Below are 25,029 nucleotides of genomic sequence, written 5' to 3'. Positions count from 1 at the left end.
CTCATGTCAGAAAGCCAATCAGGCGCCACCGACAACGCCCTCTGAGGAGACGAACCATGAGCGACAAGCGCCGCCAGGACGACGCCGACGTCCACCAGCTGCCCGACCGTGACCCGGGCGACGGCACCCTGACGGTGCGGCAGCGCAAGGTTCTCGACGTCATCCGCAACTCGGTCGACCGCCGTGGCTACCCGCCGAGCATGCGTGAGATCGGCCAGGCCGTCGGCCTCACCTCCCCCAGCTCGGTGTCGCACCAGCTGCACGCCCTCGAGAAGAAGGGCTACCTGCGCCGCGACCCCAACCGGCCCCGCGCGCTCGAGGTCATCTCCCCCGACACGCCGAGCGATATCCGCGGCTACCGAGGTGGAGCGGCTCCTGACGACATCGACGCCGACCTCGACCCGACGGGATCGGGCGACACGCGGCCGGAGGCGAGCTATGTGCCCGTGCTCGGCCGCATCGCCGCCGGCGTGCCGATCATGGCCGAGGAGATGGTGGACGAGGTCTTCCCCCTGCCCAAACAGATCGTCGGCGAGGGCTCACTGTTCCTGCTCAAGGTCGTCGGTGACTCGATGGTCGACGCCGCGATCTGTGACGGTGACTGGGTCGTGGTGCGTCAGCAGCCGAATGCCGACAACGGCGACATCGTGGCGGCCATGCTCGACAACGAGGCGACGGTCAAGACGTTCAAGCGCAAGGACGGCAAGGTCTGGCTCATGCCGCACAACCCGTCCTTCGATCCCATCGACGGCGACCACGCGACGATCCTCGGCAAGGTCACGGCGGTCCTGCGTCGCATCTGAGCGGCTGGGCTCACCCCACCCGCGCGGCCAGCTCCCGCGCCAGGGCGGTCAACGTGACGCCGAGCGGCGCATCGATCCGATGCGTTGTCTCGGCGTCTCCACGCGTGGGGCCCAACGTGACGACGACGACGGGTATGCCGTGTGCCGCGGCGCGTCGCACGAACCGGTATCCACTCATCACCTTGAGCGACGACCCGAGCACGACGAGGACCGGCGCGGCCTCGGTGAGGGCGAAGCACTGCTCCACCCGTGGTTTGGGCACCGAGCCGCCGAAGAAGACCACATCGGGCTTGAGGGTGTCGTCCCCGCACAGGAGACAGCGAGGCGGGACGAAGGTCTGCACGGCCTCGTCGGCAAGGACGATGTCGCCGTCGGGCCGGATCTGGCTGCTCACCCGTGAGCCGTCGCCGACCAGTCCCAGAGCCAGAGAGGCAAACCCGGGGTTGGCGTCGTCCATGAAGGCCTGCACGAGGTCACGGTCGGTGCGTTCGCCGCAGGTGAGGCACTCGACGTCGGCAAGGCTTCCGTGGAGCTCGATCACGTCGCGCGTGCCGGCGTCCTGGTGGAGGCCGTCGACGTTCTGGGTGATGACGGTGCCGATCGCGCCGACGCGCTGGAGCTCGGCGACGGCTCGGTGCCCGGCGTTGGGCTCGGCGACGGAGAAGCGCTGCCAACCGATGAAGCTGCGGGCCCAATAACGTTGTCGCGCATCACTGGTCGCACAGAACTCCTGGTGCGACATGGGTGTCACCCGCCGCTTCCCGTCGGGCCCGCGGTAGTCGGGGATGCCACTCTCGGTCGAGATGCCGGCGCCGGTCAGGACCAACGCAGGGCCGCGGTCGCGCAGGAGCGATGCGACCTCACCCACGGACACCTCTCGACTCACCCCACCATCGTAGGTCGCCCAACGCACCGCGCTGCATCACTCGCCCGGGCAGGCGCTCTGGTGGACCAGCGCTCCCGTGACCATCCAGCGCCAGTCGGTGGCCGACCCGCCCGCGTACGCTCCGGCTCCGCACTGGCACCTCCAGTGCCACCGGCCGAGGGCGTCACAGCTGACGTCCGGGTGGTGGCTGCGGCGGGCTGTCCGCCTTCGCATCGTGGCCTTCATGCTGGAGAGGAGGGCTCGGCACCACCGCCAGATACGCCCGACCCTCGTCCGTCAGCGCATCACGCGGCGTGCAGAGGACTGGCCGATTGATAACTGACTGTTATAGGATGGATCCATGATTGATGCAGCCGGCCTCCGGGTCATGCGCGCCATCGCCGACGAAGGCAGCTTCACCGCGGCGGCGCTCTCACTCGGATACTCCCAGCCCGCCATCTCGCAGATGGTCCGTCGCCTCGAGACCCGCACCGGCACGACACTCGTCGAGCGCATCGGCCGCAGCGTGCGCCTCACCGAGGCCGGTGCCGTGCTGGCCCGCCACGCCGGGCCGGTCCTGTCGGCCCTCGATGCCGCCGAGGAGGAGGTCGCCGCCATCGCCGGGCTGCGCTCTGGCCGCGTCCGCCTCATGGCGTTCCCCAGCGCCTCGGCGACCCTCGTCCCCAAGGCCCTGGCCAAGGTCAAGGCCGAGCACCCGGGCGTCTCCATCACCTTCAGCGAGGGCGAGCCGCGTGAGTCGCTGGCCGCGCTGCGTGCCGGGGAGTGCGACCTCGCGGTGGCCTTCGTCTACGAGGGCACCGACCTCGGCCGTGGCGAGGAGGACCTCGACGCGTTCGTCACCACCCCCCTCCTCGACGACGAGGTCCTGCTTGCGGTGCCAAGCACCCACGACCTCGCCGGTGCCAAGCACGTCGACATGGCCGCCCTCAAGGACGAGACGTGGATCGCCGGCTGTCCCCGCTGCCGAGGCCACCTGCTCCAGCTCGCGAGCACGGCGGGTTATGTCCCCGACATCGCCTACGAGACCGAGGACTACGTGGCGGTGATGGGACTCATCGCCGAAGGGCTCGGTGTCGCGGTCATCCCCGACCTCATCCTCAAGACGGTCCACCACGAGGACGTCGCGGCCCTCCCGATGACCCCGGCCTCGCGCCGCCACATCGTCGCCGTGACCACGCCCGACCTTCAGCGCGTCCCGTCGGTGAGGGCCACGCTCGACGCGCTCGTCGAGAGCGCCAAGGCGTCGACGGCCAAGACCCGCAAGAGGGCCACTGCTCGCTGACCCTCACTTGGCGGTGACGACCTGGAGCTGGTCCCCCCGCTCCACGACGGCGACGTGGCCCCGCTGGTCGGTGCGGTAGGCGGCATACCCGTTGCTCCTCAGCATGCTCAGGTGGGCAGCTGTCGGGTGTCCGTAGTCGTTGTCCTTGCCCACGCTGATGACCGCCACCGGAGCCCTGACGGCAGCCATGAGGGCGGGGTCGAGGTTTGCGCTGCCGTGGTGCGGTGTCTTGACGACGTCGAACTCGCCTGCAGCAGAGGCCATCTCGGGGTCTCGCCGCATCCTGAGCACGAGGTCGTGTGCGGCCTCCCGCTCCACGTCGCCCAGCAACAGGACGTCGACCTCACCGACGTGGACGGCGAGCACGATGCTCGCGTTGTTGGGCACCGATCCGGCCGCGATGCGGCGCACGGGCGCCCACACCTCTGCGGTGGCCTCGCCGAACGAGAGCCGGTCCCCTGCCGCGACGGCCGAGACGGGTATGCCGCGTGCTCGCGTCCAGCCGGTCACCTCACCGACCTGGTGACCCGGCTCCGCAACCGGTGAGACGAGGACCTGTCCGACCTCCCGACCACCGAGAACCCCGGGCAGGCCCTCGACGTGGTCGGCGTGGAAGTGCGTGAGGACGACAGCGTCGACGACCTCGACACCGAGCGAGTCGAGACAGCCGTCGGCAGAGGCCGGCTCGGGTCCGGTGTCGACCACGAGCGCACGCCGGGGGCCGGTGCGGACCACCGCCGCGTCACCCTGCCCGACGTCGCAGAAGGCAACGCGCCAGCCGTCGGGAGGCCACGTCACCACCCGCGTCGGGATCGTCATCGCCGCGCTGAGGGCGACGACGACGAGGGCGAGCAGTGGTCGCACGACCGCGGCACGCCCGAGCCATCGCCCGGTGACCAACAGCGCCAGGGTGAGCCCCGCGAGCAGCAGGGCACCCGGTGGACCGTCGGGCCAGGGCAGCGTGCCGCCCGGGACGTCAGCCATGACGCGCGCGGTCCGCGCGATCCCCAAGGTGGGCACGGCGCCGAGCCAGCCGAGGAGCTGGGCGGGAGCATCGGCGACGACCGACACGAGAGCGGCCGCGACCCCGGCAACCGTGGCCGGGGCCACGAGGGGTGCGGCCACGAGGTTGGCGACGACCCCGACGATGCTCACCGACCCCTGGAGCAGGACGATGAGGGGGGCGCACATCGCCTGTGCCGCAACGGGTATGGCGATCGCCGGGCCCATGAAGGCCACCCTGGGGTGGAGTCTCGCGGCGATGGCATCGCCCCAAGGTCGGGTGAAGAGGAGCAGGCCGAGGGTGGCGAGGGCCGACAGGGCGAACCCGAAGGACCGCGCCATCCACGGGTCGATGACGAGCACCACCACGATCGCGCCGGAGAGGACCGGGAGCCCCGCGGCGCGACGCGATCGGCTCATCCCGATGAGCCCGATGAGGCCCATGGCGGCAGCGCGGACGACGCTCGGCTCTGGTCTGGCAAGGACGACGAACCCCAGGATGGCGAGCGCGACGACGAAGGGCCGCCACCGGCGTCGCACCCCCATGAGGACGCAGAGCCCGAGCACCAACCCACCCACGACGGCGATGTTCGAGCCGCTCACCGCCGTGAGATGGGTCATGCCCGTCGCCTGCATGGCCTCGGTGAGGTCGGCCGGGGTGCGACTCGTGTCGCCGATGACGAGCCCGGGCAGCAGACCTCGTGCGTCGGCCGGCGTGGGGTCGACAGCCCTGCGAAGTCCCGCTCGCAGGTGCTCGGCGACCTGGGCGACCACGCCCGCCGGCCTCGTGACCTCCTGGCTCGAGACCCGCAGCACCGCCACCTCGGGGTAGCCCGGCTGCGGCGGTGCCAGACGCCCGCGCAACCGCACGCCCTCGTGCCACTTCAGCTGCAGCAGGGTCGCGTCGCCCCTCAGCGAGATCGGCGCGTGCGCCGAGGTGATCCTCCCCCGCCCGTCGACCCGATGCGCGCTGGCCCGTGCCATGACGACCGGCTCACTCCCGCCCCGCGCCTCGAGCATGACCGGATCCGAGGTGATGGTCGCCTCGACCGTGACCACGGCCCGGGCCGCGGTCAGGTCGTCGAGATCGCCCAGGCCGCGCAGGGCGTGCTGACCGTTGCCGGCGACCTGCACCAGCAGGGTGACACCGAGCACAAGGACGAGTCGTCGGCCGCGACCCCAGAGCTGCAGCACGAGCACGAGGACCATGAGGCCTGCCGTCACCGCCCATCGCGGCCCGGGCGACCAAGTCAGGGTGCCCGCCAGGGCGGCCCACGCCGCGAGCGCCGGGACGAGCAGCCGGACGTCACTGAAGCGAATGACCTCGCGCGTCCACTCGTCCCGCCGGTCCCGGAGCTCCGCGGGATCCGCGAGCGTCACAGCGTGACCTTGGGAGTCAGCTGGGCCAGCAGCTTCTCGCCGATCCCACTCACCTCGCCGAGCTCCTCGACGCTCGTGAACCGGCCGTGCTCGGTGCGCCAGTCGAGAATCCGTTGTGCGAGAACGGGTCCGACGCCGGGCAGAGTGTCCAGGGCGGAGAGGTCGGCCGAGTTCAGGGAGACGGTGCCGCCGGCAGGAGCGGCGCCGGAACCCGCGCCAACGCCCCCGGCCGCACCGGAGCCAGCACTGGCTCCCGGCCCGGGTCCGGCGACGACCTCGCCCGGCCTCGGCACGACGATCTGCTCTCCGTCGACGAGCACTCGGGCCAGGTTCACGGCTGTCAGGTCGGCCGTCCGAGTCGCTCCACCGGCCGACGCCACCGCATCGCCCACCCGCGCGCCGGCGCTCATCCGGTAGACACCGGGCCTGGCCACCTGCCCGACGACGTGCACGACTGCGGTGCCTCCAGCAGCAGCGCCACCGGCGTTTCCGGAGGCCCCTGGCGGGCCCTGGGTCGCGGCCACACCGGCTCCGTCCCCACCACCCGGGCTCGAGCCACCGGGCGAGGCTCGCGACAGGGTCGAGGTCCCGCGGCTCACTCCCGTGGGCTCCGTCCCGGCTCCCATCGTCACGGATGCCCCGTCACCACCAGAGGCCAGCCAAACTCGCACGCCGAAGACGACGGCCACGAGCAGGACGACCACGAGCACCGCCATCACCGCCGACCGGCTCGGCACCCAGCGAGCCCCCCGCAGGCTCACCGGCAGCTCGAAGACCGGACCGCGCGGCACCTCGAGCGGTCGGTGCCGACCGCGATCCTCCGCGTCGAGCCGAGCACCCTCGCCACCCTCGTCGCGTCCACCGTCACCACGGCCACCGACGGTGGCGCCACCTCGCACCCTCGCCAGAGCGCGCGGTGAGACGGCGTCTGGATCACGGCGGGGCGGCATACCTCGACGTTAGGAACGCCGGGCACGCGACCCAACTCCGTCCTCACCATCTGTGGACGGCCAAGGGCCGGTCGCGCGCCTGTGGACAAGCCTCAGCCGCCGAGACGCCCCGCCCACGCCGCGATGTTGCGGTGGTGCCGCGCCAGGACGATGAGCGACACGAGCACGAGCCACACCCCCACGCCCCGGTCCACCGTCGTGCCGGCGCGCGCCGTGAGCCACACCCCCGCGCCGAGCAGGAACGTCGACGCCACCACCGACGCATTGCCGAGCCGCCTGACGAACGGCAACGCGGCCAGGAAGACGACGAACGCCGCGAGCGCCACCCACGGCACGACCGCCAGCATCGCGCCGAGCGAGGTCGCCACTCCCTTGCCGCCTCGACCACCGAGGTAGGGGCTGTAGATGTGCCCGAGCACGCACGCCACCCCAGCGGCAAGCGCGACCCACGTGCCCAGGGTCCGCAGCACGACGAACGTCGGCACGAGCCCCTTGAGCACGTCGAGCAACCCGACGACGATCCCCCACTTCCTGCCGGCGACACGGCCGAGGTTCGTCGCACCGGGGTTGCGTGAGCCGACCTGGGCCACGTCGATGCCGCGGGCACGACCGATGATGGTGGCCGGGTTGATGCCTCCGATGGCGAAGCAGAGCGTCGCGACGACCAGCGTCACCACGACCATGCCGGGGACGGTCAGGCTCACGGCGCGCCCGCGGTCAGACCCGTGGACTGACCGCGATGGCCAAGGTGCCCGGGCCGACGTGCGCGCCGACGACGGCACCCAGCTCGACGATTCTGAAGTCCTCGATGCCCTCGATCCGCGACTGGAGTCGCTCCGCGAGCTTCTCGGCCCGCTCGGCCGAGTCGAGGTGGTGCACGGCGATGTCGACCGCCTGCGAACCAGCCGCCTCGACCGCGAGCTCCTCGAGGCGGGCGATGGCGCGGGAGGAGGTGCGCACCCGCTCGAGGGGGACGATCGAGCCGTCCACCAGACCCAGGATCGGCTTGATCGCCAGGGCCGAGCCGACGAGGGCGTTGGCCTTCCCGATGCGCCCGCCGCGCCGCAGGTGCTCGAGGGTGTCGACATAGAACACGACGGTCGCGGCGGCGCACCGGGAACGCACGGCCTCCGCCACCTCCTCTGCCGACACGCCACGGGTGGCGAGAGCCGCACCGGCAAGGACGGCATACCCCATCGCCATGCCCATCGACCGACTGTCGATGACCGTCACGGGGACGGGCGACTGCTGGGCGGCGAGCTGCGCCGAGCCGAGGGTGCTCGACATGGCAGCCGAGATGTGGACCGAGACGATCGCGTCGGCGCCCTTGTCGGCGAGGTCGCGATAGACGTCGAGGAAGGCCTGGGGTGCGGGCCGCGACGTGGAGACGGGGCGGAACCCACGCAGCGCCTCGGCGACCTCGCCCGCCGCGATGTCGACTCCCTCACGGCGCTCCTGTCCGCCGACGACGACGTGGAGGGGGACGACACCGATGCCGTGCGCCTCGACGAGGTCAGCAGACAGGTATGCCGTGGAGTCGGTGACGAGAGCGGTGGGCACGATCCGAGGCTAGTGCTCAGGCGGGGGCGCCGTGGTCATCACGCACGCACTGGTCGACGGCCGCGACAGCGAGCCTGTCCGGAATGACTGTGACAGCGAGGCGATCCTCATGCGCGCGCCGGCAGGCTGACAATGGGGGCGTGCCCGACTCCTCCCGCTCTGACCTTGCTGACCGCCTCCTGGACATCGCCTACGACATCACGGCGGTGTCGGGACCCACCGCCTTGTCCCTTCGCGAGGTCCAGCGCCGTGCCGGAGTCTCTGCGGCCACGGCGTACTGGCACTACAAGGACCGGGCGGATCTGCTCCTTGCCGTGAGCCGGCGGGCCACCGCCGACCTGGCTGACGCACTCGTGGACGCCGCCGTCAACCGCGTGTTCTCGGAGACCTCAGACCTGTCCGCCGTCTGCCTCGCCTACATGCACTTCGCTCGCGACCACGAAGGACTCTTCCGAGCCATCGTGCTGAACTCCTCGACCGAGGAGCTCATGCACCCGGCGGAGTCTGCGCGTGGTCGATCCGGACTGGCAGCGTTCGAGGTCCTGCAACGGGCCGTCGCGGACTTCGACCCCGATCACGAGGTGACATCGGGTCTGGGCAACGCCCCCGTTCATGTGTGGGCGGCGTGTCACGGATTGGCGGTGCTGTTGATCGACACGCCGATGGCCGGGCGACCAGAGGTCGAGAAGGAGGACCTGCGCCAGCAACACGTCCGCTTTGTCCTGAGCTCGCTGTCGCAGCGCAGCACACGAGAGCCGGACTGACCTTCTCTAGCACTGCTAGAGTGGCGTCCAGTGGGTCTGACACCGGACGTCGACGCCGTCGACGTCCCAGAGCCTCCGAACGAAGGAAACGACAATGCCCGTGCATCTCAGCCACCCCGACGGCCTGCTACAGCAGGATGACTACGCTCCCGTCGCCCTGGCGACGGGATCTCGCCTTCTCCTGCTCGCGGGACAGACGGCAGCGAACGCGGCGGGCGAGGTGACCTCGAGCGACCTCACCGGTCAGGTCCACGCCGCGCTGCACAACATCGCCGTGGGGGTCACCGGCGCGGGTGGTGGGGTCAGCGACATCGCCCGGATGACGTTCTACGTGGTCAACTGGACGCCGGAGATGGGAAGCGAGCTTCTCGAGGGCACCAAGCGCGCCCAGGAGTCCGATGGCTTCAGCTCCCCCTTGCCCCCCATCACCCTCATTGGCGTCCAGGGACTGTGGGTACCCGAGCTCCTCGTCGAGATCGAGGCCACCGCCGTCCTGAGCTGATCGAGCACCGCCCCTGGTCGGATCACGTTCGTCCTCACCAGGGCAGGTCGACCAGCGTCTCGCGTTGGTCACCGACCGGCACCCACCCGCGCCCGTCGACCTGCTCGTAGGCGACACCCGGGCCGGTGGCCGCGAGCGATGCCACCGCCGCCAGGAGGCGGTCGACGTGCTCGTCGGTGGTGGCCAGCCCGGCGCTGACGCGCACGGCTGTGGTCACCTCCACGTCCTCGTCGGCGAGCAGGGCGTCGACGAGGAGGTGGGCGCAGAACTTGCCGTCACGCACGCCGATGCCGTGCTCGGCAGACAGCACCGCCGACACGAGCGACGAGTCGACGTCCTCGAGGGTGAAGGTCACCACCGGGGCGCGGTCGGCGTCGTCGCCGAAGATGCTGAAGGTCTCGACACCGTCGATGGCGCGCAGTCCGTCGACGAGGCGGGTGGTCAGGCGCGACTCGTGGCTCTCGACGGCCCCCCGGTTCTCGCGGATGGCGGCACAGGCCGCGGCGACGGCCACGGCGCCGAGGACGTTGGGGCTGCCGCCCTCATGACGGGCCGGACCGGTCTGCCAGGTCGTGCTGAGGGGACCCACCTTGGCGGTTGCGCCGCCGCCGGCGAGGTAGGGCGGGGCGGCGTCGAGCCAGTCCGCGCGACCGACGAGCACGCCCGTGCCGTAGGGGGCATAGATCTTGTGGCCGCTGAACGCCACGTAGTCGACTCCCAGGGTCTCGAGGTCGATGCGGCGGTGACCCGCGAGCTGGGCGGCGTCGAGCGCGACGCGGGCACCCCGCTTGCGGGCGGCGGCGGCGAGGCGTGCGACCGGCCAGTACTCCCCGGTGACGTTGGAGGCTCCGCTCAGGACGACGAGGATGCTGGAGCTCGTCGCGCGCTTGAGGGCCTCGACGAGGAGTGCCTCGGCATCCGTGTGCGTCAGCGGCACCGGCAGGCGGGTGGTCCTGCGGGCCTCCCACGGCAGGAGCGTTGCGTGGTGCTCGGTGGCGAAGACGATGACCTGGGTCCGGCGCGGAAGCGACCGGGCCAGCAGGTTGAACGAGTCCGTCGTGTTCCTCGTGAAGACGACCTCGTCGCTCTCGCGGGCGCCGACGAAGCGGGCGACCTCGTCGCGTGCGGCCTCGTAGTAGTGGCTCGACACCTGGCTCGTCCAGCCCTGTCCGCGGTGCACGCTCGAGTAGGTCTGCGTCGCCCTGTCCACGGCCGCCTTGACGCTCACGAGGGCGGGGGTGGAGGCGCCGTGGTCGAAGTTCGCGTACTCGACGAACGTGCCGTGGCAGGTCGGGACGCGCGGTGCGGTGACGACGGCCGGCACCGTGACGTCCGGCGATGCCGGTGCCTTGGTGTCAGTATCAGTGGCGGTGTCGGCCGCGGCTGGCACGGGGGCCGGCGCGGGGACGGAACGCAGCCACGGCTGGCGGCGCTCGCGAGTGAACGTGTGCGGGATCGAGCTGGCGATGGACATCCGGTGCTCCCTGGAGAGTCATTGGACTCCCGAAGGTGCTCGCGAGTCCGCGCTTGCCGGCTGCGTTGCTGCAACCGACCAGGTCGTCACCCGGAGCACCCCACCGCGGAGGAGGGTTGCCGACCAGCAAGCCGGGGCTGAACACTGGTACTCGTGACCTTGGTTGGGAAGTCTAGGCCTGGCGCGTCCGCCTGAGGCACCCCACGTCCACCATCTGGATACCCGTGATGGCGACGGCAGCCCCCGCGCGTTGAGCGCGGCGTTCAGCCGCCGATACTCGGCCAGCCCCACGGCATACCACCGACAGGCTCGAGCGCCGGCGTGACCAGCGGCTGATCGGCGCCGACGTGCCTCAGTCGCCCCGCAGCGACCCGAGCACGAGCGGCAGCTCGGGCGGGATCTCGCTGGCGAGGTAGCCGACCCGGCCGAAGCGCGCCATGAGGACGTCGCCCGCGGCGGCGTGGACGTACTTGGCCCAGACGAGGGACTGCGTCAGGTCAGCGCCACGGCACAGCAGACCCAGGGCAGCACCAGCCACCACGTCACCGCTTCCCGACGTCCCGAGGCCGGTGTCACCGGTGGTGACCTGCCAGACGTCGCCACCCGCGACGACCCAGCTGCTGCAGCCCACGACCGCGCCGAACCGATGGGCCACCGCGATGGCCGCCTCGACGACGTCGTCGGCCGACAGGTCGTCCTCGCCGGCGAGCCGGGCGAGCTCGGCGGGGTTGGGAGTGAGCACGAGCCGCCCGGCCAGACTGGAGGTGACCGCCGCGTCGACGTCCGGCAGCACGGTCGCGGCAAAGGCGTCGAGGACGACGGGCGTGTCGGCCGGCAGGACCGCCACGATCTCGCGGAGAAGTCGGGCGGCGCCCTCGGCGTCCATGAGGCCCGGTCCGACGAGCAGTGCATCGGCCCGGGAGAGCTCGCGTTCGAGGAGCGCCCCGGAACCCACCCCGGTGATCGCACCCTCGTCGTCCTGCGGCAGCCCGGTCGTGCCGCACTCGGGCACCGCCACGGCCACCTGCATCGCGACGCCCTCCGCCGTGCCGAGGTGCAGCCTCCCGGCACCCATGCGCAGCGCGGACGTCCCGCCGAGCATCGCCGCCCCGGGCGTCGAGCAGGAGCCGCCCACGACGAGCGCCAGTCCACGGCTGTACTTCGTGCCGTCCGGCGCCGGCAGCGGCCACGACCGCAGCAGTGCAGGGGTGACCAACCTGGGCGACTCGGGCGACCCTCCCTCGACCCCCGAGGGGAGCTCGTCGTCGACTCGGCGAGGCGCGCGCTCCTCAGACATGCTCACCCCCGACCTCGTCGGAGGCTCCGGGCTGGTCGGTCAGCTCCACACCCTCCTCGCGGAGGTGGGAGTCGAGGTTGTAGTCGGTCACGACCCATCCGGTCGGGGAGTCGTCGTCGCGGCGGATCCGGCAGATGGCGGCGTTGCGCAGTCCGTTGGTCCGTGCCCGGTCGAGGACCTGCTCCTCGTCGAGGCCCTCGGCGACGTAGCAGAAGAGCAGGAGCACGACGTCGTGCCCGGTGACGAGCACGCGATCGTGCTTCTCGGTGCCCGCGAGGTCGGTGAGCACGGCACGAACCCGCCCGGCGACATCCGCCCACGACTCACCACCCGGCGGACGGTAGTAGAACTTGCCCAGCCACTCGCGCCGCTCCGCCTCCTCCGGGAACTGGGCCGTGATGCCCTGCGCGGTGAGCTGGTCCGTGATGCCCATGTCGCGGTCGCGCAGCCGCTCGTCGACGCGGTAGTCGAGCTCGACCTCGGCGACGGCCAGAGCGCGCTCCGCGGTCTCGCGGGCCCTGCGGTAGGGGCTGGTCCAGATGACCTGGGGCTGCTCGTCCGCCGGAAGCGCCGTCAGCCATCGGCCGACGGCATCGGCCTGCTCTCGCCCCAGCGGCGACAGCACGACGTCGGGATCCCGGGCCGGGACGTCGATCCGGTCCTGACGCTCTCGCTGGGCCAGCTCGGCCGCCACGTTCCCCTCGGACTGACCGTGCCGGACGAGGATGAGTTGCGTCAGCGCCATGGAGCGAGCCTAGATCAGCGGTGGGGCCGCAGGAGGTCCCCCGCCCAGCCGCTCCTGGAGGCGCAGCGCGTCGTGCGGGGCATGCACCCTGGCGTCGTTGTCGAAGTAGACGAACACGTCGAGACCTGCAGCCGACCACTGCTCGACCCGGCCGGCCCAGTGGTCGAGGGCCTCGTCACCGTAGCCACTCACGTAGAGCTCTTGGTCGCCGTGCAGGCGCACGTAGGCGAGGTCACTGGTCACTGCGTCGAGCATCGGCCACGTGCCGGCAGAGTCGGCGACGACAAGACCGATGTCGTGTGCCCTCAGCAGCGCCGCGAGGTCTGGGGTGCGGAACGAGTCGTGCCTGACCTCGAGGACGTGGCGCAGCGGCAGGTCCACCGGCACGGTGGTGTCGCCGTGCCCCTTGAGGCGGGCGGGCTCATGGTGCGCCGCCGCCCAGCGAGCCGCCTCGCCCGTGCGCCGCGGGAGGAGGTCGAAGAAGGCGGAGAGACGTTCGGCGTCGAAGGGCAGCTGAGGTGGCAGCTGCCAGAGGATCGGCCCGAGCCGGTGACCGAGGGAGAGCACCCCCGAGGCGAAGAAGTTCGCCAACGGCACCTCGACTCCCCGGAAGCTTCTTCATGTGCGTCACGAACCGTGGGCCCTTGACCGAGAAGACGAAGTCCTCCGGCACCGAGGCGGCCCATCGGCTCCAGCTGCTGGCGCGCTGCAACGAGTAGAAGGAGCCGTTGACCTCCACGGAGCCCAGCCGCTCCGCGGCGTACTCGAGCTTCCCGGCGCTGCGGCAGACCCGCCGGATAGAAGACGCCTCGCCACGCGGGATAGCGCCAGCCGGAGATGCCGACCCGGATCATCCTTCGATCCTGCCCCACCAGGCGGCCGCGCGTCGCGCCCGGGACGACCGACTCAGAGGGGAACGACGTTGACGAGCTTGGGGGCTCGCACGATGACGGTGCGCACTCCCCCGGCCGTCGCCTCGAGCACCTTGGGCAGGGCGAGCGCCTTCTCGCGCAGCTCGTCCTCGCTGATGTCGGCTGCCACCTCGATCCGGTCACGCACCTTGCCCTTGATCTGGATGACGCAGGTGACCGACTCCTCGACGAGCAGCGCCGGATCGGCCACCGGGAAGTCCTCGTGGGTCAGCGACTCCTCGTGCCCGAGGCGCGACCACAGCTCCTCCGCGATGTGCGGGGCCAGTGGCGCGACCATGAGCACGATCTGCTCGGCTGCCTCCCGTGGGACCGCGTCGAGCTTGGTCAGCGCGTTGTTGAGCTCGATGAGTCGAGCGATCGCGGTGTTGAAGCCGAGCTCGTCGTAGTCCCGTCGCACCGCGTCGATGGTGCGGTGCAGCACCCGCGCCGTGGCCTCGTCGATCGGGCGCTCCGAGACCCGCACCTCGCCGGTCTCCTCGTCGACGACGTTGCGCCACAGCCTTTGCAGGAAGCGCTGCGAGCCCACGATGGCCCGGGTGTCCCACGGCTTGCTCTGGTCCAGGGGGCCGAGACCCATCTCGTAGAGCCGCAACGTGTCGGCACCGTAGGCGGCATACATGTCGTCCGGGGAGACCATGTTCTTGAGCGACTTGCCGATCTTGCCGAACTCACGGGTGACCCGCTGGCCCTGCCACGTGAAGGACGGGTGCCCGTCCTCGCCGAGGCCCTCGTCGACCTCGGTGGCCTCCACGGGCTGGCCCCGGTCGTCGCGGAAGGCCGCTGCCTGGATGTAGCCCTGGGCGAAGTAGGTCCGGAACGGCTCCTCGCTCGACACGTGGCCGAGGTCGAAGAGCACCTTGTGCCAGAAGCGCGCATAGAGCAGGTGCAGCACGGCATGCTCGACGCCACCGATGTAGAGGTCCACGCCACCGGGGTCGCGGGTGCCGGCGGGCGCACCCTCGACAGGGGTGTCCCGTGGGCCGATCCAGTACTCCTCGTTCGCCGCGGAGACCAGCTCCTCACGGTTCTCGGGATCGAGGTAGCGCAGGTAGTACCAGCACGAGCCGGCCCAGTTGGGCATCGTGTTGGTCTCGCGACGATAGGGCTGCACGCCCCGGCCGTCGCCGAGGTCCAGCTCGACGTTGACCCATGCGTCGACCCTCCCCAGGGGCGGCTCCGGGGAAGCTCTGTGCGTCCTCAGGGTCGAACGTGCGCGGGCTGTAGTCCGGCACCTCCGGCAGCTCGATCGGCAGCATCGACTCGGGGACCCCGTGCGCGGTGCCGTCGGCGTCGAAGACGATGGGGAACGGCTCGCCCCAGTAGCGCTGGCGCGAGAACAGCCAGTCGCGCAGCTCGTAGCTGACCGTGGCCTCACCGTGCCCACGCTCGACCAGCCACTCGAGCATGGCAGCCTTGGCCTCGGCGATCGGCCTGCCGTTGAGGTCGATCGAGTCGTTGGCGGAGTTGATCGCCGGGCCCTCACCGGTGAAGGCCTCGTCCTCGGGGTGACCCGGCGTCGGCTGCACCGTGCGGATCTTGGGCAGGTCGAAGACATCGGCGAAGTGCCAGTCCCGCTCGTCCTGGCCGGGCACGGCCATGATCGCCCCCGTGCCGTAGCCCATGAGGACGTAGTCGGCGACGAAGATCGGCAGCTCGGCGCCGGTGGCGGGGTTGACCGCGTAGGCACCGGTGAACACACCGGTCTTCTCCTTGCCCTCGATCTGGCGCTCGACATCGCTCTTGCGAGAGGCCGCCCTCCGGTATGCCGTGACCGCAGCTTCCGGGGTCGCCTCACCACGCGTCCAGCTCGGGTTCGTCCCCGGAGCCCACGCGCTCCCGCTGACGAGGTCGTCGACGAGCGGGTGCTCGGGCGCCAGCACCATGAAGGTCGCCCCGAACAGGGTGTCGGGCCGGGTCGTGAAGACCTCGATCGGCTGGCCGTCCGCGGGAGATCCGACGACCCGGAAGGCAACCCGCGCCCCGTGGCTGCGACCGATCCAGTTGCGCTGCATGGCCTTGACCTTGTCGGGCCACTGCACGCGGTCCAGGTCGTCGGCGAGGCGGTCGGAGTAGTCGGTGATCCGCATCATCCACTGGCGCAGGTTGCGCTTGAAGACGGGGAAGTTGCCGCGTTCGGAGCGGCCGTCGTTGGTGACCTCCTCGTTGGAGAGCACCGTCCCCAGTCCGGGGCACCAGTTCACGGGAGCCTGTGAGGCGTAGGCGAGCCGGTGGCTGTCGATGATGTCGGCACGCTCGACCTCGCTGAGGTCGGACCAGTCGCGGCCGTCCTCAGCAGGCAGTGGCCGCTCGCCGGAGGCGTACTCGGCGATGAGCTCGCTGATGGGACGGGCACGGCCGCGCTCACCATCGGGCCGCTCGGCAGTCCGGTCGTACCAGGAGTTGAAGATCTGCAGGAAGATCCACTGCGTCCAGCGGTAGTAGTCTGGGTCCATCGTCTCGATCGAGCGACGCTGGTCCAGACCGAGCCCCAGGCGCCGTAGCTGGCGGGCCATGATGACGATGTTGGCCTCGGTGGTAATCCGCGGGTGCTGGCCCGTCTGCACGGCATACTGCTCCGCCGGCAGTCCGAAGGCGTCATAGCCCAGGCAGTGCAGGACGTTCTTGCCGAGCATCCGGTGATAACGCGAGAACACGTCGGTCGCGATGTAGCCGAGGGGGTGCCCGACGTGGAGGCCGGCGCCGCTGGGGTAGGGGAACATGTCGAGCACGAGAAGGTGGCCGCCCTGGTGGCGAGCAACAGCCGCTGGGTCGCCGTAGGGACCGTCCGGGTTGGGCGCGTTGAAGGTCCCGCTGGCTTCCCAGCGGTCCTGCCACGCCAGCTCGATCTGGTCGGCCAGCTCGGCCGTGTAGCGGTGCGCCGTCTCGCTCATGTCATACCTGTCTGCTCAAGAACTCTGCCCTGTCCGATGGCTCTGCCGTGCCCGGGCGACTGGCCACAAAAAAGCCCCTCACACAGGAGGGGTTCGCCGCGGTGACGTCCGTGGTGGAGAGTCAGCGCGGCCACGGAAGAAGCTGCTGCAACCTGGCCATGGCGTCAGGGTATCGCAGCGCTGCCGATGCCCCCAAATGCGAAATGGCCCGCCATTGTTGGCGGGCCATTCCGGGAATGTTTGTCCGGCTGCGTCCTACTCTCCCACACCGTCACCAGTGCAGTACCATCGGCGCTGAAGGGCTTAGCTTCCGGGTTCGGAATGGAGCCGGGCGTTTCCCCTTCGCTATGACAGCCGAAACTCTATGGAGATGTGGTTGACCCCTCCCGTTGCACACCGGGGCCCACTCCCTTGGTGTGGGGGGTGGTGGTGTGTGGGGGGGTCCCGACCGTATCTCGGGAACTGCACAGTGGACGCGAACGCAACTTTTTAGTGTGTATCAAGTTATCGGCTTATTAGTACCAGTCAGCTACATGCATTACTGCACTTCCACGTCTGGCCTATCAACCCAGTAGTCTAGCTGGGAGCCTCTCGGAGCAGAGCTCCATGGAAATCTCATCTTGAAGCGTGCTTCCCGCTTAGATGCTTTCAGCGGTTATCACTTCCGAACGTAGCTAATCAGCGGTGCTCTTGGCAGAACAACTGACACACCAGAGGTTCGTCCATCCCGGTCCTCTCGTACTAGGGACAGCCCTTCTCAAATTTCCTACGCGCACAGCGGATAGGGACCGAACTGTCTCACGACGTTCTAAACCCAGCTCGCGTACCGCTTTAATGGGCGAACAGCCCAACCCTTGGGAGAGACTCCACCCCCAGGATGCGACGAGCCGACATCGAGGTGCCAAACCATGCCGTCGATATGGACTCTTGGGCAAGATCAGCCTGTTATCCCCGGGGTACCTTTTATCCGTTGAGCGACGCCGCTTCCACAAGCCAGCGCCGGGTCACTAGTTCCGACTTTCGTCCCTGCTCGACCTGCCGGTCTCGCAGTCAAGCTCCCTTGTGCACTTACACTCGAAACCTGATTACCAACCAGGCTGAGGGAACCTTTGAGCGCCTCCGTTACCTTTTAGGAGGCAACCGCCCCAGTTAAACTACCCACCAGGCAATGTCCCTGATCCGGATCACGGACCGAGGTTAGATATCCAGAACGACCAGAGTGGTATTTCAACGTTGACTCCACGAACACTGGCGTGCCCGCTTCACAGTCTCCCACCTATCCTACACAAGCCGTACCGAACACCAATACCAAGCTATAGTAAAGGTCCCGGGGTCTTTCCGTCCTGCTGCGCGTAACGAGCATCTTTACTCGTAGTGCAATTTCGCCGAGTTCATGGTTGAGACAGTGGAGAAGTCGTTACGCCATTCGTGCAGGTCGGAACTTACCCGACAAGGAATTTCGCTACCTTAGGATGGTTATAGTTACCACCGCCGTTTACTGGGGCTTAAATTCTGAGCTTCGACCCCGAAGGATCTAACCCGTCCTCTTAACCTTCCAGCACCGGGCAGGCGTCAGTCCGTATACATCGTCTTGCGACTTAGCACGGACCTGTGTTTTTAGTAAACAGTCGCTTCTCCCTGGTCTCTGCGGCCGTTTCCCCTAGACAGCAAGTGTCTTCAGGGTCTGGGCCCCCCTTCTCCCGAAGTTACGGGGGTATTTTGCCGAGTTCCTTAACCATGATTCACTCGATCGCCTTGGTATTCTCTACCTAACCACCTGAGTCGGTTTGGGGTACGGGCGGCTCGAACCTCGCTAGAAGATTTTCTTGGCAGCATAGGATCACCCTGCTTCCCGCATTCGCGGTCACTATCAGGTCTCAGGATATGTGTGAGACGGATTTGCCTATCTCACTCCCTACACCCTTGGACGTGGACTACCATCGCCACGCGGAGGCTACCTTCCTGCGTCTCTCCATCGCTTGACTACTACCTGATCGGGTCACGCGCTCCACTCACGACCTCCACCCGAAGGCTTTGGTTCACGAGCTTCAGGCGTTTAGCATCACAAGGTTCGTCATGGGCGGTTCTTCGCCGGTTCCGGAATATCAACCGGATGTCCATCGACTACGCCTGTCGGCCTCGCCTTAGGTCCCGACTTACCCAGGGCAGATTAGCTTGACCCTGGAACCCTTGGTTATTCGGCGGACGGGTTTCTCGCCCGTCATTCGCTACTCATGCCTGCATTCTCACTCGTGTGGCCTCCACGGCTGGTTCACACCGCCGCTTCCCTGGCCACACGACGCTCCCCTACCCATCAACACGCTTGGACCACCCACCCGCAGGTAAGATGGCCGGGCAATATGTCAATGCCACAGCTTCGGTGGTGTGCTTGAGCCCCGCTACATTGTCGGCGCGGAATCACTTGACCAGTGAGCTATTACGCACTCTTTAAAGGGTGGCTGCTTCTAAGCCAACCTCCTGGTTGTCACTGCAACTCCACATCCTTTTCCACTTAGCACACGCTTTGGGACCTTAGCTGGTGGTCTGGGCTGTTTCCCTCTCGACTACGGAGCTTATCCCCCGCAGTCTCACTGCCACGCTCTCACTTACCGGCATTCGGAGTTTGGCTAACGTCAGTAACCTGTTGAGGCCCATCGGCTATCCAGTAGCTCTACCTCCGGTAAGAAACACGTGACGCTGCACCTAAATGCATTTCGGGGAGAACCAGCTATCACGGAGTTTGATTGGCCTTTCACCCCTACCCACAGCTCATCCCCTCAGTTTTCAACCTAAGTGGGTTCGGTCCTCCACGACGTCTTACCGTCGCTTCAACCTGGCCATGGGTAGATCACTCCGCTTCGGGTCTAGACCCAGCGACTCATACGCCCTATTCGGACTCGCTTTCGCTACGGCTTCCCCACACGGGTTAACCTCGCCACTGAGCACTAACTCGCAGGCTCATTCTTCAAAAGGCACGCTGTCACCCCACAAGGAGGCTCCAACGGATTGTAGGCACACGGTTTCAGGATCTATTTCACTCCCCTCCCGGGGTACTTTTCACCTTTCCCTCACGGTACTTGTCCGCTATCGGTCACCAGGGAATATTTAGGCTTAGCGGGTGGTCCCGCCAGATTCATACGGGATTTCTCGGGCCCCGTATTACTTGGGATAACTCTCTGAAGTTCACGTCATTTCGTCTACGGGGGTCGCACCCTCTGTGCCGGGCCTTTCAATGCCCTTCGACTATGACGCAAATTTTTGACTCCATGCCGGGATGTCAGTCCCGACCGAGAGGTCCCACGACCCCGTACCTGCAACGCCTGACAGCTATCACACAGATACGGTTTAGCCTCATCCGCTTTCTCTCGCCAATACTCACGGAATCGCGGTTGCTTTCTCTTCCTGTGGGTACTGAGATGTTTCACTTCCCCACGTTCCCTCTACCTGCCCTATATATTCAGGCAGGAGTGACTGGACTTGCCTCCAGCCGGGTTTCCCCATTCGGAAATCCACGGATCACAGTCTGGTTATCGACTCCCCGTGGCTTATCGCAGATTCCTACGTCCTTCTTCGGTTCCTGGTGCCAAGGCATCCACCGTGCGCCCTTAAAAACTTGAGCCACAAAGATGCTCGCGTCCACTGTGTAGTTCTCAACATACGGGCGGCCCCACACCAAACCCGGCGCCTCCCACCACCCCAAAGGAGTCGTGGTGGTTCACCGTGGTGGAGGTCCTGACCGGATACCGGCCTTCAGGAACGAGCATGCGCTCGAGCCCTCAGGACCCAACAACGTGTCAGACGCCGGCCCCTCGACAACTGCGGTCCCTCCCAGCTCCCCCAAAAGAGAACCAGGTGTACTGGCAGTCGCGAACGACACGGCGTCAAATAATCGATGTTCCACCCTTGAGCACCTGCTGCCCCACACTCGGGGACAGACCAGGCTCTGGACCGTTGCCGGCCAGTGCTCCTTAGAAAGGAGGTGATCCAGCCGCACCTTCCGGTACGGCTACCTTGTTACGACTTAGTCCCAATCGCCAGTCCCACCTTCGACGGCTCCCTCCCACAAGGGGTTGGGCCACCGGCTTCGGGTGTTACCGACTTTCGTGACTTGACGGGCGGTGTGTACAAGGCCCGGGAACGTATTCACCGCAGCGTTGCTGATCTGCGATTACTAGCGACTCCAACTTCATGGGGTCGAGTTGCAGACCCCAATCCGAACTGAGACCGGTTTTTTGGGATTCGCTCCACCTTACGGTATCGCAGCCCTTTGTACCGGCCATTGTAGCATGTGTGAAGCCCAAGACATAAGGGGCATGATGATTTGACCTCATCCCCACCTTCCTCCGAGTTGACCCCGGCAGTCTCCTATGAGTCCCCACCATCACGTGCTGGCAACATAGAACGAGGGTTGCGCTCGTTGCGGGACTTAACCCAACATCTCACGACACGAGCTGACGACAACCATGCACCACCTGTATACCGACCTTGCGGGGCACCCATCTCTGAATGTTTCCGGTATATGTCAAGCCTTGGTAAGGTTCTTCGCGTTGCATCGAATTAATCCACATGCTCCGCCGCTTGTGCGGGCCCCCGTCAATTCCTTTGAGTTTTAGCCTTGCGGCCGTACTCCCCAGGCGGGGAACTTAATGCGTTAGCTGCGGCACGGACCTCGTGGAATGAGACCCACACCTAGTTCCCAACGTTTACGGCATGGACTACCAGGGTATCTAATCCTGTTCGCTCCCCATGCTTTCGCTTCTCAGCGTCAGTAGTGGCCCAGAGACCTGCCTTCGCCATCGGTGTTCCTCCTGATATCTGCGCATTTCACCGCTACACCAGGAATTCCAGTCTCCCCTACCACACTCTAGTCTGCCCGTACCCACTGCAAGTCCGGGGTTGAGCCCCGGATTTTCACAGCAGACGCGACAAACCGCCTACAAGCTCTTTACGCCCAATAATTCCGGACAACGCTCGCACCCTACGTATTACCGCGGCTGCTGGCACGTAGTTAGCCGGTGCTTCTTCTGCAGGTACCGTCACTTGCGCTTCTTCCCTGCTGAAAGAGGTTTACAACCCGAAGGCCGTCATCCCTCACGCGGCGTCGCTGCATCAGGCTTGCGCCCATTGTGCAATATTCCCCACTGCTGCCTCCCGTAGGAGTCTGGGCCGTGTCTCAGTCCCAGTGTGGCCGATCGCCCTCTCAGGCCGGCTACCCGTCATCGCCTTGGTAAGCCATTACCTCACCAACAAGCTGATAGGCCGCGAGTCCATCCCAGACCGAAAAACTTTCCACACCATAACCATGCGGCTTGATGTCATATCCGGTATTAGACGCCGTTTCCAGCGCTTATTCCAGAGTCTGGGGCAGGTTACTCACGTGTTACTCACCCGTTCGCCACTGCTCACAGGAAGCAAGCTCCCTGATCACCGTTCGACTTGCATGTGTTAAGCACGCCGCCAGCGTTCGTCCTGAGCCAGGATCAAACTCTCCGTTGATGTTCAAACACCCGAACCCCCCAAAGGAAGCCCGAGCAATACTGAACCCAATAAAGGGTTGTCTACCCGGCTGAGTCTGAACAACCAGCAATTAAGCTGAATGATCATTGTCAACCAAAGGATAATCGAAACGCAGCCACCACTCATCACCCACAAAAGGCAAATCACAGCCACCACGAAACGAGGTTAATTGGCATCGATTTTTGACACGCTGTTGAGTTCTCAAGGATCGGACGCACACCACCACCCAACCCACACCGGGGCCAGACAACAGGGCAACCTGACAAAACCTACCCACGGCCACACTTGGGCGTCAAATCCAAACACCGCACACCTTCACGGCCCGGACCTGAACACACCTGGGTCTTCGTGGGTTGTCCATCCTAGCAGCCTTGCGGCCACTTCCGAAACCGGCCGTTCCCGGCGATCTTGGCTGGATGACGCTCCCAACCGCGGTCCCGGAGGGCCACGTCCTTCACGACTCTTTCATCGTGTCGAGCTGTTGGGGTCTACCCCGGGACCGGCCTACGTCGTGCTTGGCGCTGAGCCTCACACCGTGGTGTCCGTTCCTCCCTGTCGGGCTGACGTCGAGAACAGTAGATGACGTCTGGTCCAGAACACAAATCGGCTCCCACGCAACGGGCAGAGGCGGCGTGCGGCATACCGAAAACCGTTGTGGCACAGCGGAACAGGCCTTGGCTGGCGCCCCCGCCGACCCACGTCCTCGTCAGAGGCGCTCGCGCAGCCACGCGAAGTCGGCCTGGTGCTCCGCAGCGCCACCGGGCGTCTCGCAGACCACCGGGGCGCCGGCCGAGCGCACCACTCCCGCGAGCAGGTCGGCGTCGATCTGTCCCGACCCGAAGTTGGCGTGCCGGTCGGCGCCCGAGTCGAAGGCGTCGCGGCTGTCGTTGCAGTGGACGAGGTCGATGCGCCCGGTGATCGCGAGGACGTCGTCCACGACGGTATCGAGCTTGTTGCCGCCCGCGTGGGCGTGGCAGGTGTCGAGGCAGAAGCCGACCCGGTCGGACTGCGATGCGGAGCCGATGGCGTCCCACACCCCGGCGATGCGCTCGAGGTAGCGGGCCATGGCGTTGTCGCCACCGGCGGTGTTCTCGAGGAGGAGTGGCACCTTGAGGTCGGTCGCGTCGATGGCCTTGCGCCAGTTGTCGAACCCGACAGCCGGGTCATCGGTCTTGCCGACGTGGCCCCCGTGCACGATGAGGCCCTTGGCCCCGATGTCCGCCGCGGCGTCGACGTGCTGCTGGAGGAGCTTGCGCGACGGGATCCTGATCCGGTTGTTCGTCGTCGCGACGTTGATGACGTAGGGGGCGTGGACGTACAACGCCACTCCGGCCGCCTCGGCGTCCGCGCGCAGACCGGCGGCTCCCCCGGCATACCGGATCTCCGGTCCCTTGTATCCCTGCGGGTCACCGAGGAAGAACTGGACCAGCGTCGTGCCGCGCTCCGCGGCTTCGGCGAGCGGGTCGGTCTGGTCGACGTGGGCACCGATGGTGAGGCTCATGACGACCAGTCTAGGAACGACCGGTGTCAGCGGGGCCGGACGTCAGAGTCCCACCACGACCGGCGGTCGCGCCATCAGCGGCTCGAACTCGAGGACCCCGTCGTCGACCCGGCGCGACGACATGAGGCGCAGGTCGTGGAAGTAGTTCTGCCGCACTGTCCAGGGCTTCGTCGTGCCCTGCTTCGGGAAGAGGTGCCGGGAGCGCTCGAGGTAACCCGACGTCAGCCCGAACGGTGGGCTGCCGTCCTCGATCCCCTCCTCGAGCCGGGGCGTGGCGGTGGCCGCGCCCGTCGCCGCCATCCGGGCCAGGACTGCGCAGACGAACCGCGCCGTGAGGTCGGCGCGCAAGGTCCAGGAGTTGTTGGTGTAGCCCAGGCACACCGCGAGGTTGGGCACCCCACCGAACATCGCGCCCTTGTAGAGGTAGCGCTCGTGCGGGGCGAAGCTCGCACCGTCCAGGGTGAAGGTGATGCCGCCGGCGACCTCGACCCGCAGGCCCGTGGCGGTGATGACGGCGTCCGCCTCGAGCTCCTCGCCGCCCGCGAGCCGGATACCGGTGCGGGTGAACGCCTCCACCCTGTCCGTCACAACGGAGGCCGCGCCGTCCCGGATGGCCGCGAGGAAGTCGCCGCCCGGGACCACACACATGCGCTGGTCCCACGGGTCGTAGGCCGGGGTGAAGTGCTCGCGCACGGCCTGCTCGCCGACGAAGCGCGCGTTGAGCCGCGCGATGCCCCACCGGACCACGCCCGGGAAGCGCTGGCTGAGCTCGTAGAGGCCGACGTTCTGGACGACGTTCCTGGCCCTGATCGCGCGGTGCGCCGCCCGGGTCGGCAGGAGCCGATGCAGCCCGTTGCCCACGGCGTCCTCGTCCGGGAGCGGCAGGACATAGCCGGGACTGCGCTGGAGCATCGTCACGTGGGTGGCGCCCTGGTCCGCGAGCGCCGGCACGAGCGTCACCGCCGTGGCGCCGGAGCCGATGACCACGATGCGCTTGCCCGCCGGGTCGAACGCCTCGGGCCAGAACTGCGGGTGGATGACCGGGCCGTCGAACGTCGCCCGCCCGGGGAAGTCGACGACGTGACCTGTGTCGTAGGAGAAGTAGCCGGTGCAGACGTGGAGGAACTGGGCGGTGTGCTCGATGAGCCCGTCGACCGTCTCGGACTTCACCGTCCAGCGACCGGTGCCCGAGGACCACGCCGCGGCGATGACGCGCTGGCCGTAGTGGATCCGGTCCTCGACGCCGAACTCGCGGGCGGTGTCGCGGATGTAGCTCCGGATCGCCTCCCCTGACGCGAGCACGTCGGTCCCGGTCCACGGCCGGAACGGGTAGCTGAACGTGAACACGTCCGAGTCGGACCTGATCCCGGGATACCGGAAGAGGTCCCACGTCCCACCACTGACCTCGCGCGACTCCAGGATCGCGAACGAGCGGTCGGGGTTCAGCTGCGTGAGCCGACACGCCGCGCCCACGCCGGAGAGCCCGGCACCGACGACGAGGACGTCGACGTGGAGGCTCTTCATCGAGGGGACTCCCTGGTGG

The 25,029-nt window shown here is 67.5% G+C and carries 14 protein-coding genes, 3 rRNA genes, 2 pseudogenes and 1 riboswitch; of the genes and pseudogenes, 4 read left to right on the top strand and 15 right to left on the bottom strand.

What is annotated here, in order from left to right:
* Nucleotides 1–56: 56 nt before the first annotated feature.
* Complete coding sequence (lexA, locus tag ACZZ98_RS15615; protein WP_463517098.1) at nucleotides 57–803, top strand: transcriptional repressor LexA; 747 nt, start codon at nucleotides 57–59, stop codon at nucleotides 801–803.
* Nucleotides 804–813: 10 nt separating this feature from the next.
* Here lexA and ACZZ98_RS15610 read toward each other — a convergent pair whose 3' ends face one another.
* Nucleotides 814–1,689, bottom strand: a complete 876-nt coding sequence (locus tag ACZZ98_RS15610) for a Sir2 family NAD-dependent protein deacetylase (protein WP_463517097.1) — start codon at nucleotides 1,687–1,689, stop codon at nucleotides 814–816.
* Between the two features lie 340 nt (nucleotides 1,690–2,029).
* On the opposite strand from ACZZ98_RS15610, the gene ACZZ98_RS15605 reads away from it, so the two are divergent.
* On the top strand, nucleotides 2,030–2,971 hold the full coding sequence (locus ACZZ98_RS15605) for a LysR family transcriptional regulator (protein ID WP_463517096.1): 942 nt from the start codon (nucleotides 2,030–2,032) through the stop codon (nucleotides 2,969–2,971).
* Nucleotides 2,972–2,974: 3 nt separating this feature from the next.
* On the opposite strand, the gene ACZZ98_RS15600 is transcribed toward ACZZ98_RS15605, so the two are convergent.
* The 4 genes from ACZZ98_RS15600 to ACZZ98_RS15585 form a co-directional block, all read right to left on the bottom strand.
* On the bottom strand, nucleotides 2,975–5,353 hold the full coding sequence (locus ACZZ98_RS15600) for a ComEC/Rec2 family competence protein (RefSeq protein ID WP_463517095.1): 2,379 nt from the start codon (nucleotides 5,351–5,353) through the stop codon (nucleotides 2,975–2,977).
* Complete coding sequence (locus tag ACZZ98_RS15595; protein ID WP_463517094.1) at nucleotides 5,350–6,303, bottom strand: ComEA family DNA-binding protein; 954 nt, start codon at nucleotides 6,301–6,303, stop codon at nucleotides 5,350–5,352. The genes ACZZ98_RS15600 and ACZZ98_RS15595 overlap by 4 nt, the downstream gene beginning before the upstream one ends.
* A 92-nt stretch (nucleotides 6,304–6,395) precedes the next feature.
* Nucleotides 6,396–7,007: a glycerol-3-phosphate acyltransferase gene (locus ACZZ98_RS15590; RefSeq protein WP_463517093.1), complete on the bottom strand. Its 612-nt coding sequence runs from the start codon at nucleotides 7,005–7,007 to the stop codon at nucleotides 6,396–6,398.
* 13 nt (nucleotides 7,008–7,020) lie between these two features.
* Nucleotides 7,021–7,863: a DegV family protein gene (locus tag ACZZ98_RS15585; RefSeq protein ID WP_463517092.1), complete on the bottom strand. Its 843-nt coding sequence runs from the start codon at nucleotides 7,861–7,863 to the stop codon at nucleotides 7,021–7,023.
* 140 nt (nucleotides 7,864–8,003) lie between these two features.
* Between ACZZ98_RS15585 and ACZZ98_RS15580 the strand changes: the two genes are divergently transcribed.
* Both ACZZ98_RS15580 and ACZZ98_RS15575 read left to right on the top strand, forming a co-directional pair.
* Complete coding sequence (locus ACZZ98_RS15580; RefSeq protein ID WP_463517091.1) at nucleotides 8,004–8,627, top strand: TetR/AcrR family transcriptional regulator; 624 nt, start codon at nucleotides 8,004–8,006, stop codon at nucleotides 8,625–8,627.
* Between the two features lie 94 nt (nucleotides 8,628–8,721).
* A complete protein-coding gene (locus ACZZ98_RS15575) occupies nucleotides 8,722–9,129 on the top strand; it encodes a RidA family protein (RefSeq protein ID WP_463517090.1) in 408 nt (135 codons plus the stop codon).
* Nucleotides 9,130–9,163: 34 nt separating this feature from the next.
* Here the strand turns inward: ACZZ98_RS15575 and ACZZ98_RS15570 are convergent, their stop codons facing one another.
* From ACZZ98_RS15570 to ACZZ98_RS15525, 10 genes and pseudogenes are all read right to left on the bottom strand, one after another.
* On the bottom strand, nucleotides 9,164–10,603 hold the full coding sequence (locus ACZZ98_RS15570; protein WP_463517089.1) for an aminotransferase class V-fold PLP-dependent enzyme: 1,440 nt from the start codon (nucleotides 10,601–10,603) through the stop codon (nucleotides 9,164–9,166).
* Between the two features lie 44 nt (nucleotides 10,604–10,647).
* Nucleotides 10,648–10,762, bottom strand: a riboswitch (SAM riboswitch).
* A 193-nt stretch (nucleotides 10,763–10,955) separates the two neighbouring features.
* Nucleotides 10,956–11,900 carry an NAD(P)H-hydrate dehydratase gene (locus ACZZ98_RS15565; RefSeq protein ID WP_463517088.1) on the bottom strand — a complete coding sequence of 315 codons (945 nt, stop codon included), beginning with the start codon at nucleotides 11,898–11,900 and terminating at the stop codon, nucleotides 10,956–10,958.
* The gene (locus ACZZ98_RS15560; RefSeq protein WP_463517087.1) at nucleotides 11,893–12,645 is read right to left on the bottom strand and encodes a histidine phosphatase family protein; all 753 of its coding nucleotides are present in this window, start codon (nucleotides 12,643–12,645) and stop codon (nucleotides 11,893–11,895) included. The genes ACZZ98_RS15565 and ACZZ98_RS15560 overlap by 8 nt, the downstream gene beginning before the upstream one ends.
* A 9-nt stretch (nucleotides 12,646–12,654) precedes the next feature.
* Nucleotides 12,655–13,384 (bottom strand): annotated as a pseudogene (locus ACZZ98_RS15555) (DUF72 domain-containing protein).
* 167 nt (nucleotides 13,385–13,551) lie between these two features.
* Nucleotides 13,552–16,468, bottom strand: a pseudogene (leuS, locus tag ACZZ98_RS15550) (leucine--tRNA ligase).
* A 242-nt stretch (nucleotides 16,469–16,710) separates the two neighbouring features.
* Nucleotides 16,711–16,827, bottom strand: a 5S ribosomal RNA gene (rrf, locus tag ACZZ98_RS15545).
* A gap of 136 nt (nucleotides 16,828–16,963) precedes the next feature.
* A 23S ribosomal RNA gene (locus ACZZ98_RS15540) occupies nucleotides 16,964–20,087 on the bottom strand.
* A gap of 353 nt (nucleotides 20,088–20,440) precedes the next feature.
* A 16S ribosomal RNA gene (locus ACZZ98_RS15535) occupies nucleotides 20,441–21,964 on the bottom strand.
* The 16S, 23S and 5S rRNA genes sit together here, the layout of an rRNA operon.
* A gap of 727 nt (nucleotides 21,965–22,691) precedes the next feature.
* Nucleotides 22,692–23,486, bottom strand: coding sequence for a deoxyribonuclease IV (locus tag ACZZ98_RS15530; RefSeq protein ID WP_463517086.1), 795 nt, complete (start codon nucleotides 23,484–23,486; stop codon nucleotides 22,692–22,694).
* Between the two features lie 42 nt (nucleotides 23,487–23,528).
* On the bottom strand, nucleotides 23,529–25,010 hold the full coding sequence (locus ACZZ98_RS15525; protein WP_463517085.1) for a flavin-containing monooxygenase: 1,482 nt from the start codon (nucleotides 25,008–25,010) through the stop codon (nucleotides 23,529–23,531).
* Nucleotides 25,011–25,029 lie beyond the last annotated feature (19 nt).

This window comes from Knoellia sp. AC549 (assembly GCF_979258975.1).
Note: the sequence above shows the minus strand (reverse complement) of the source record. Positions and strands in the feature narration are given on the sequence as shown.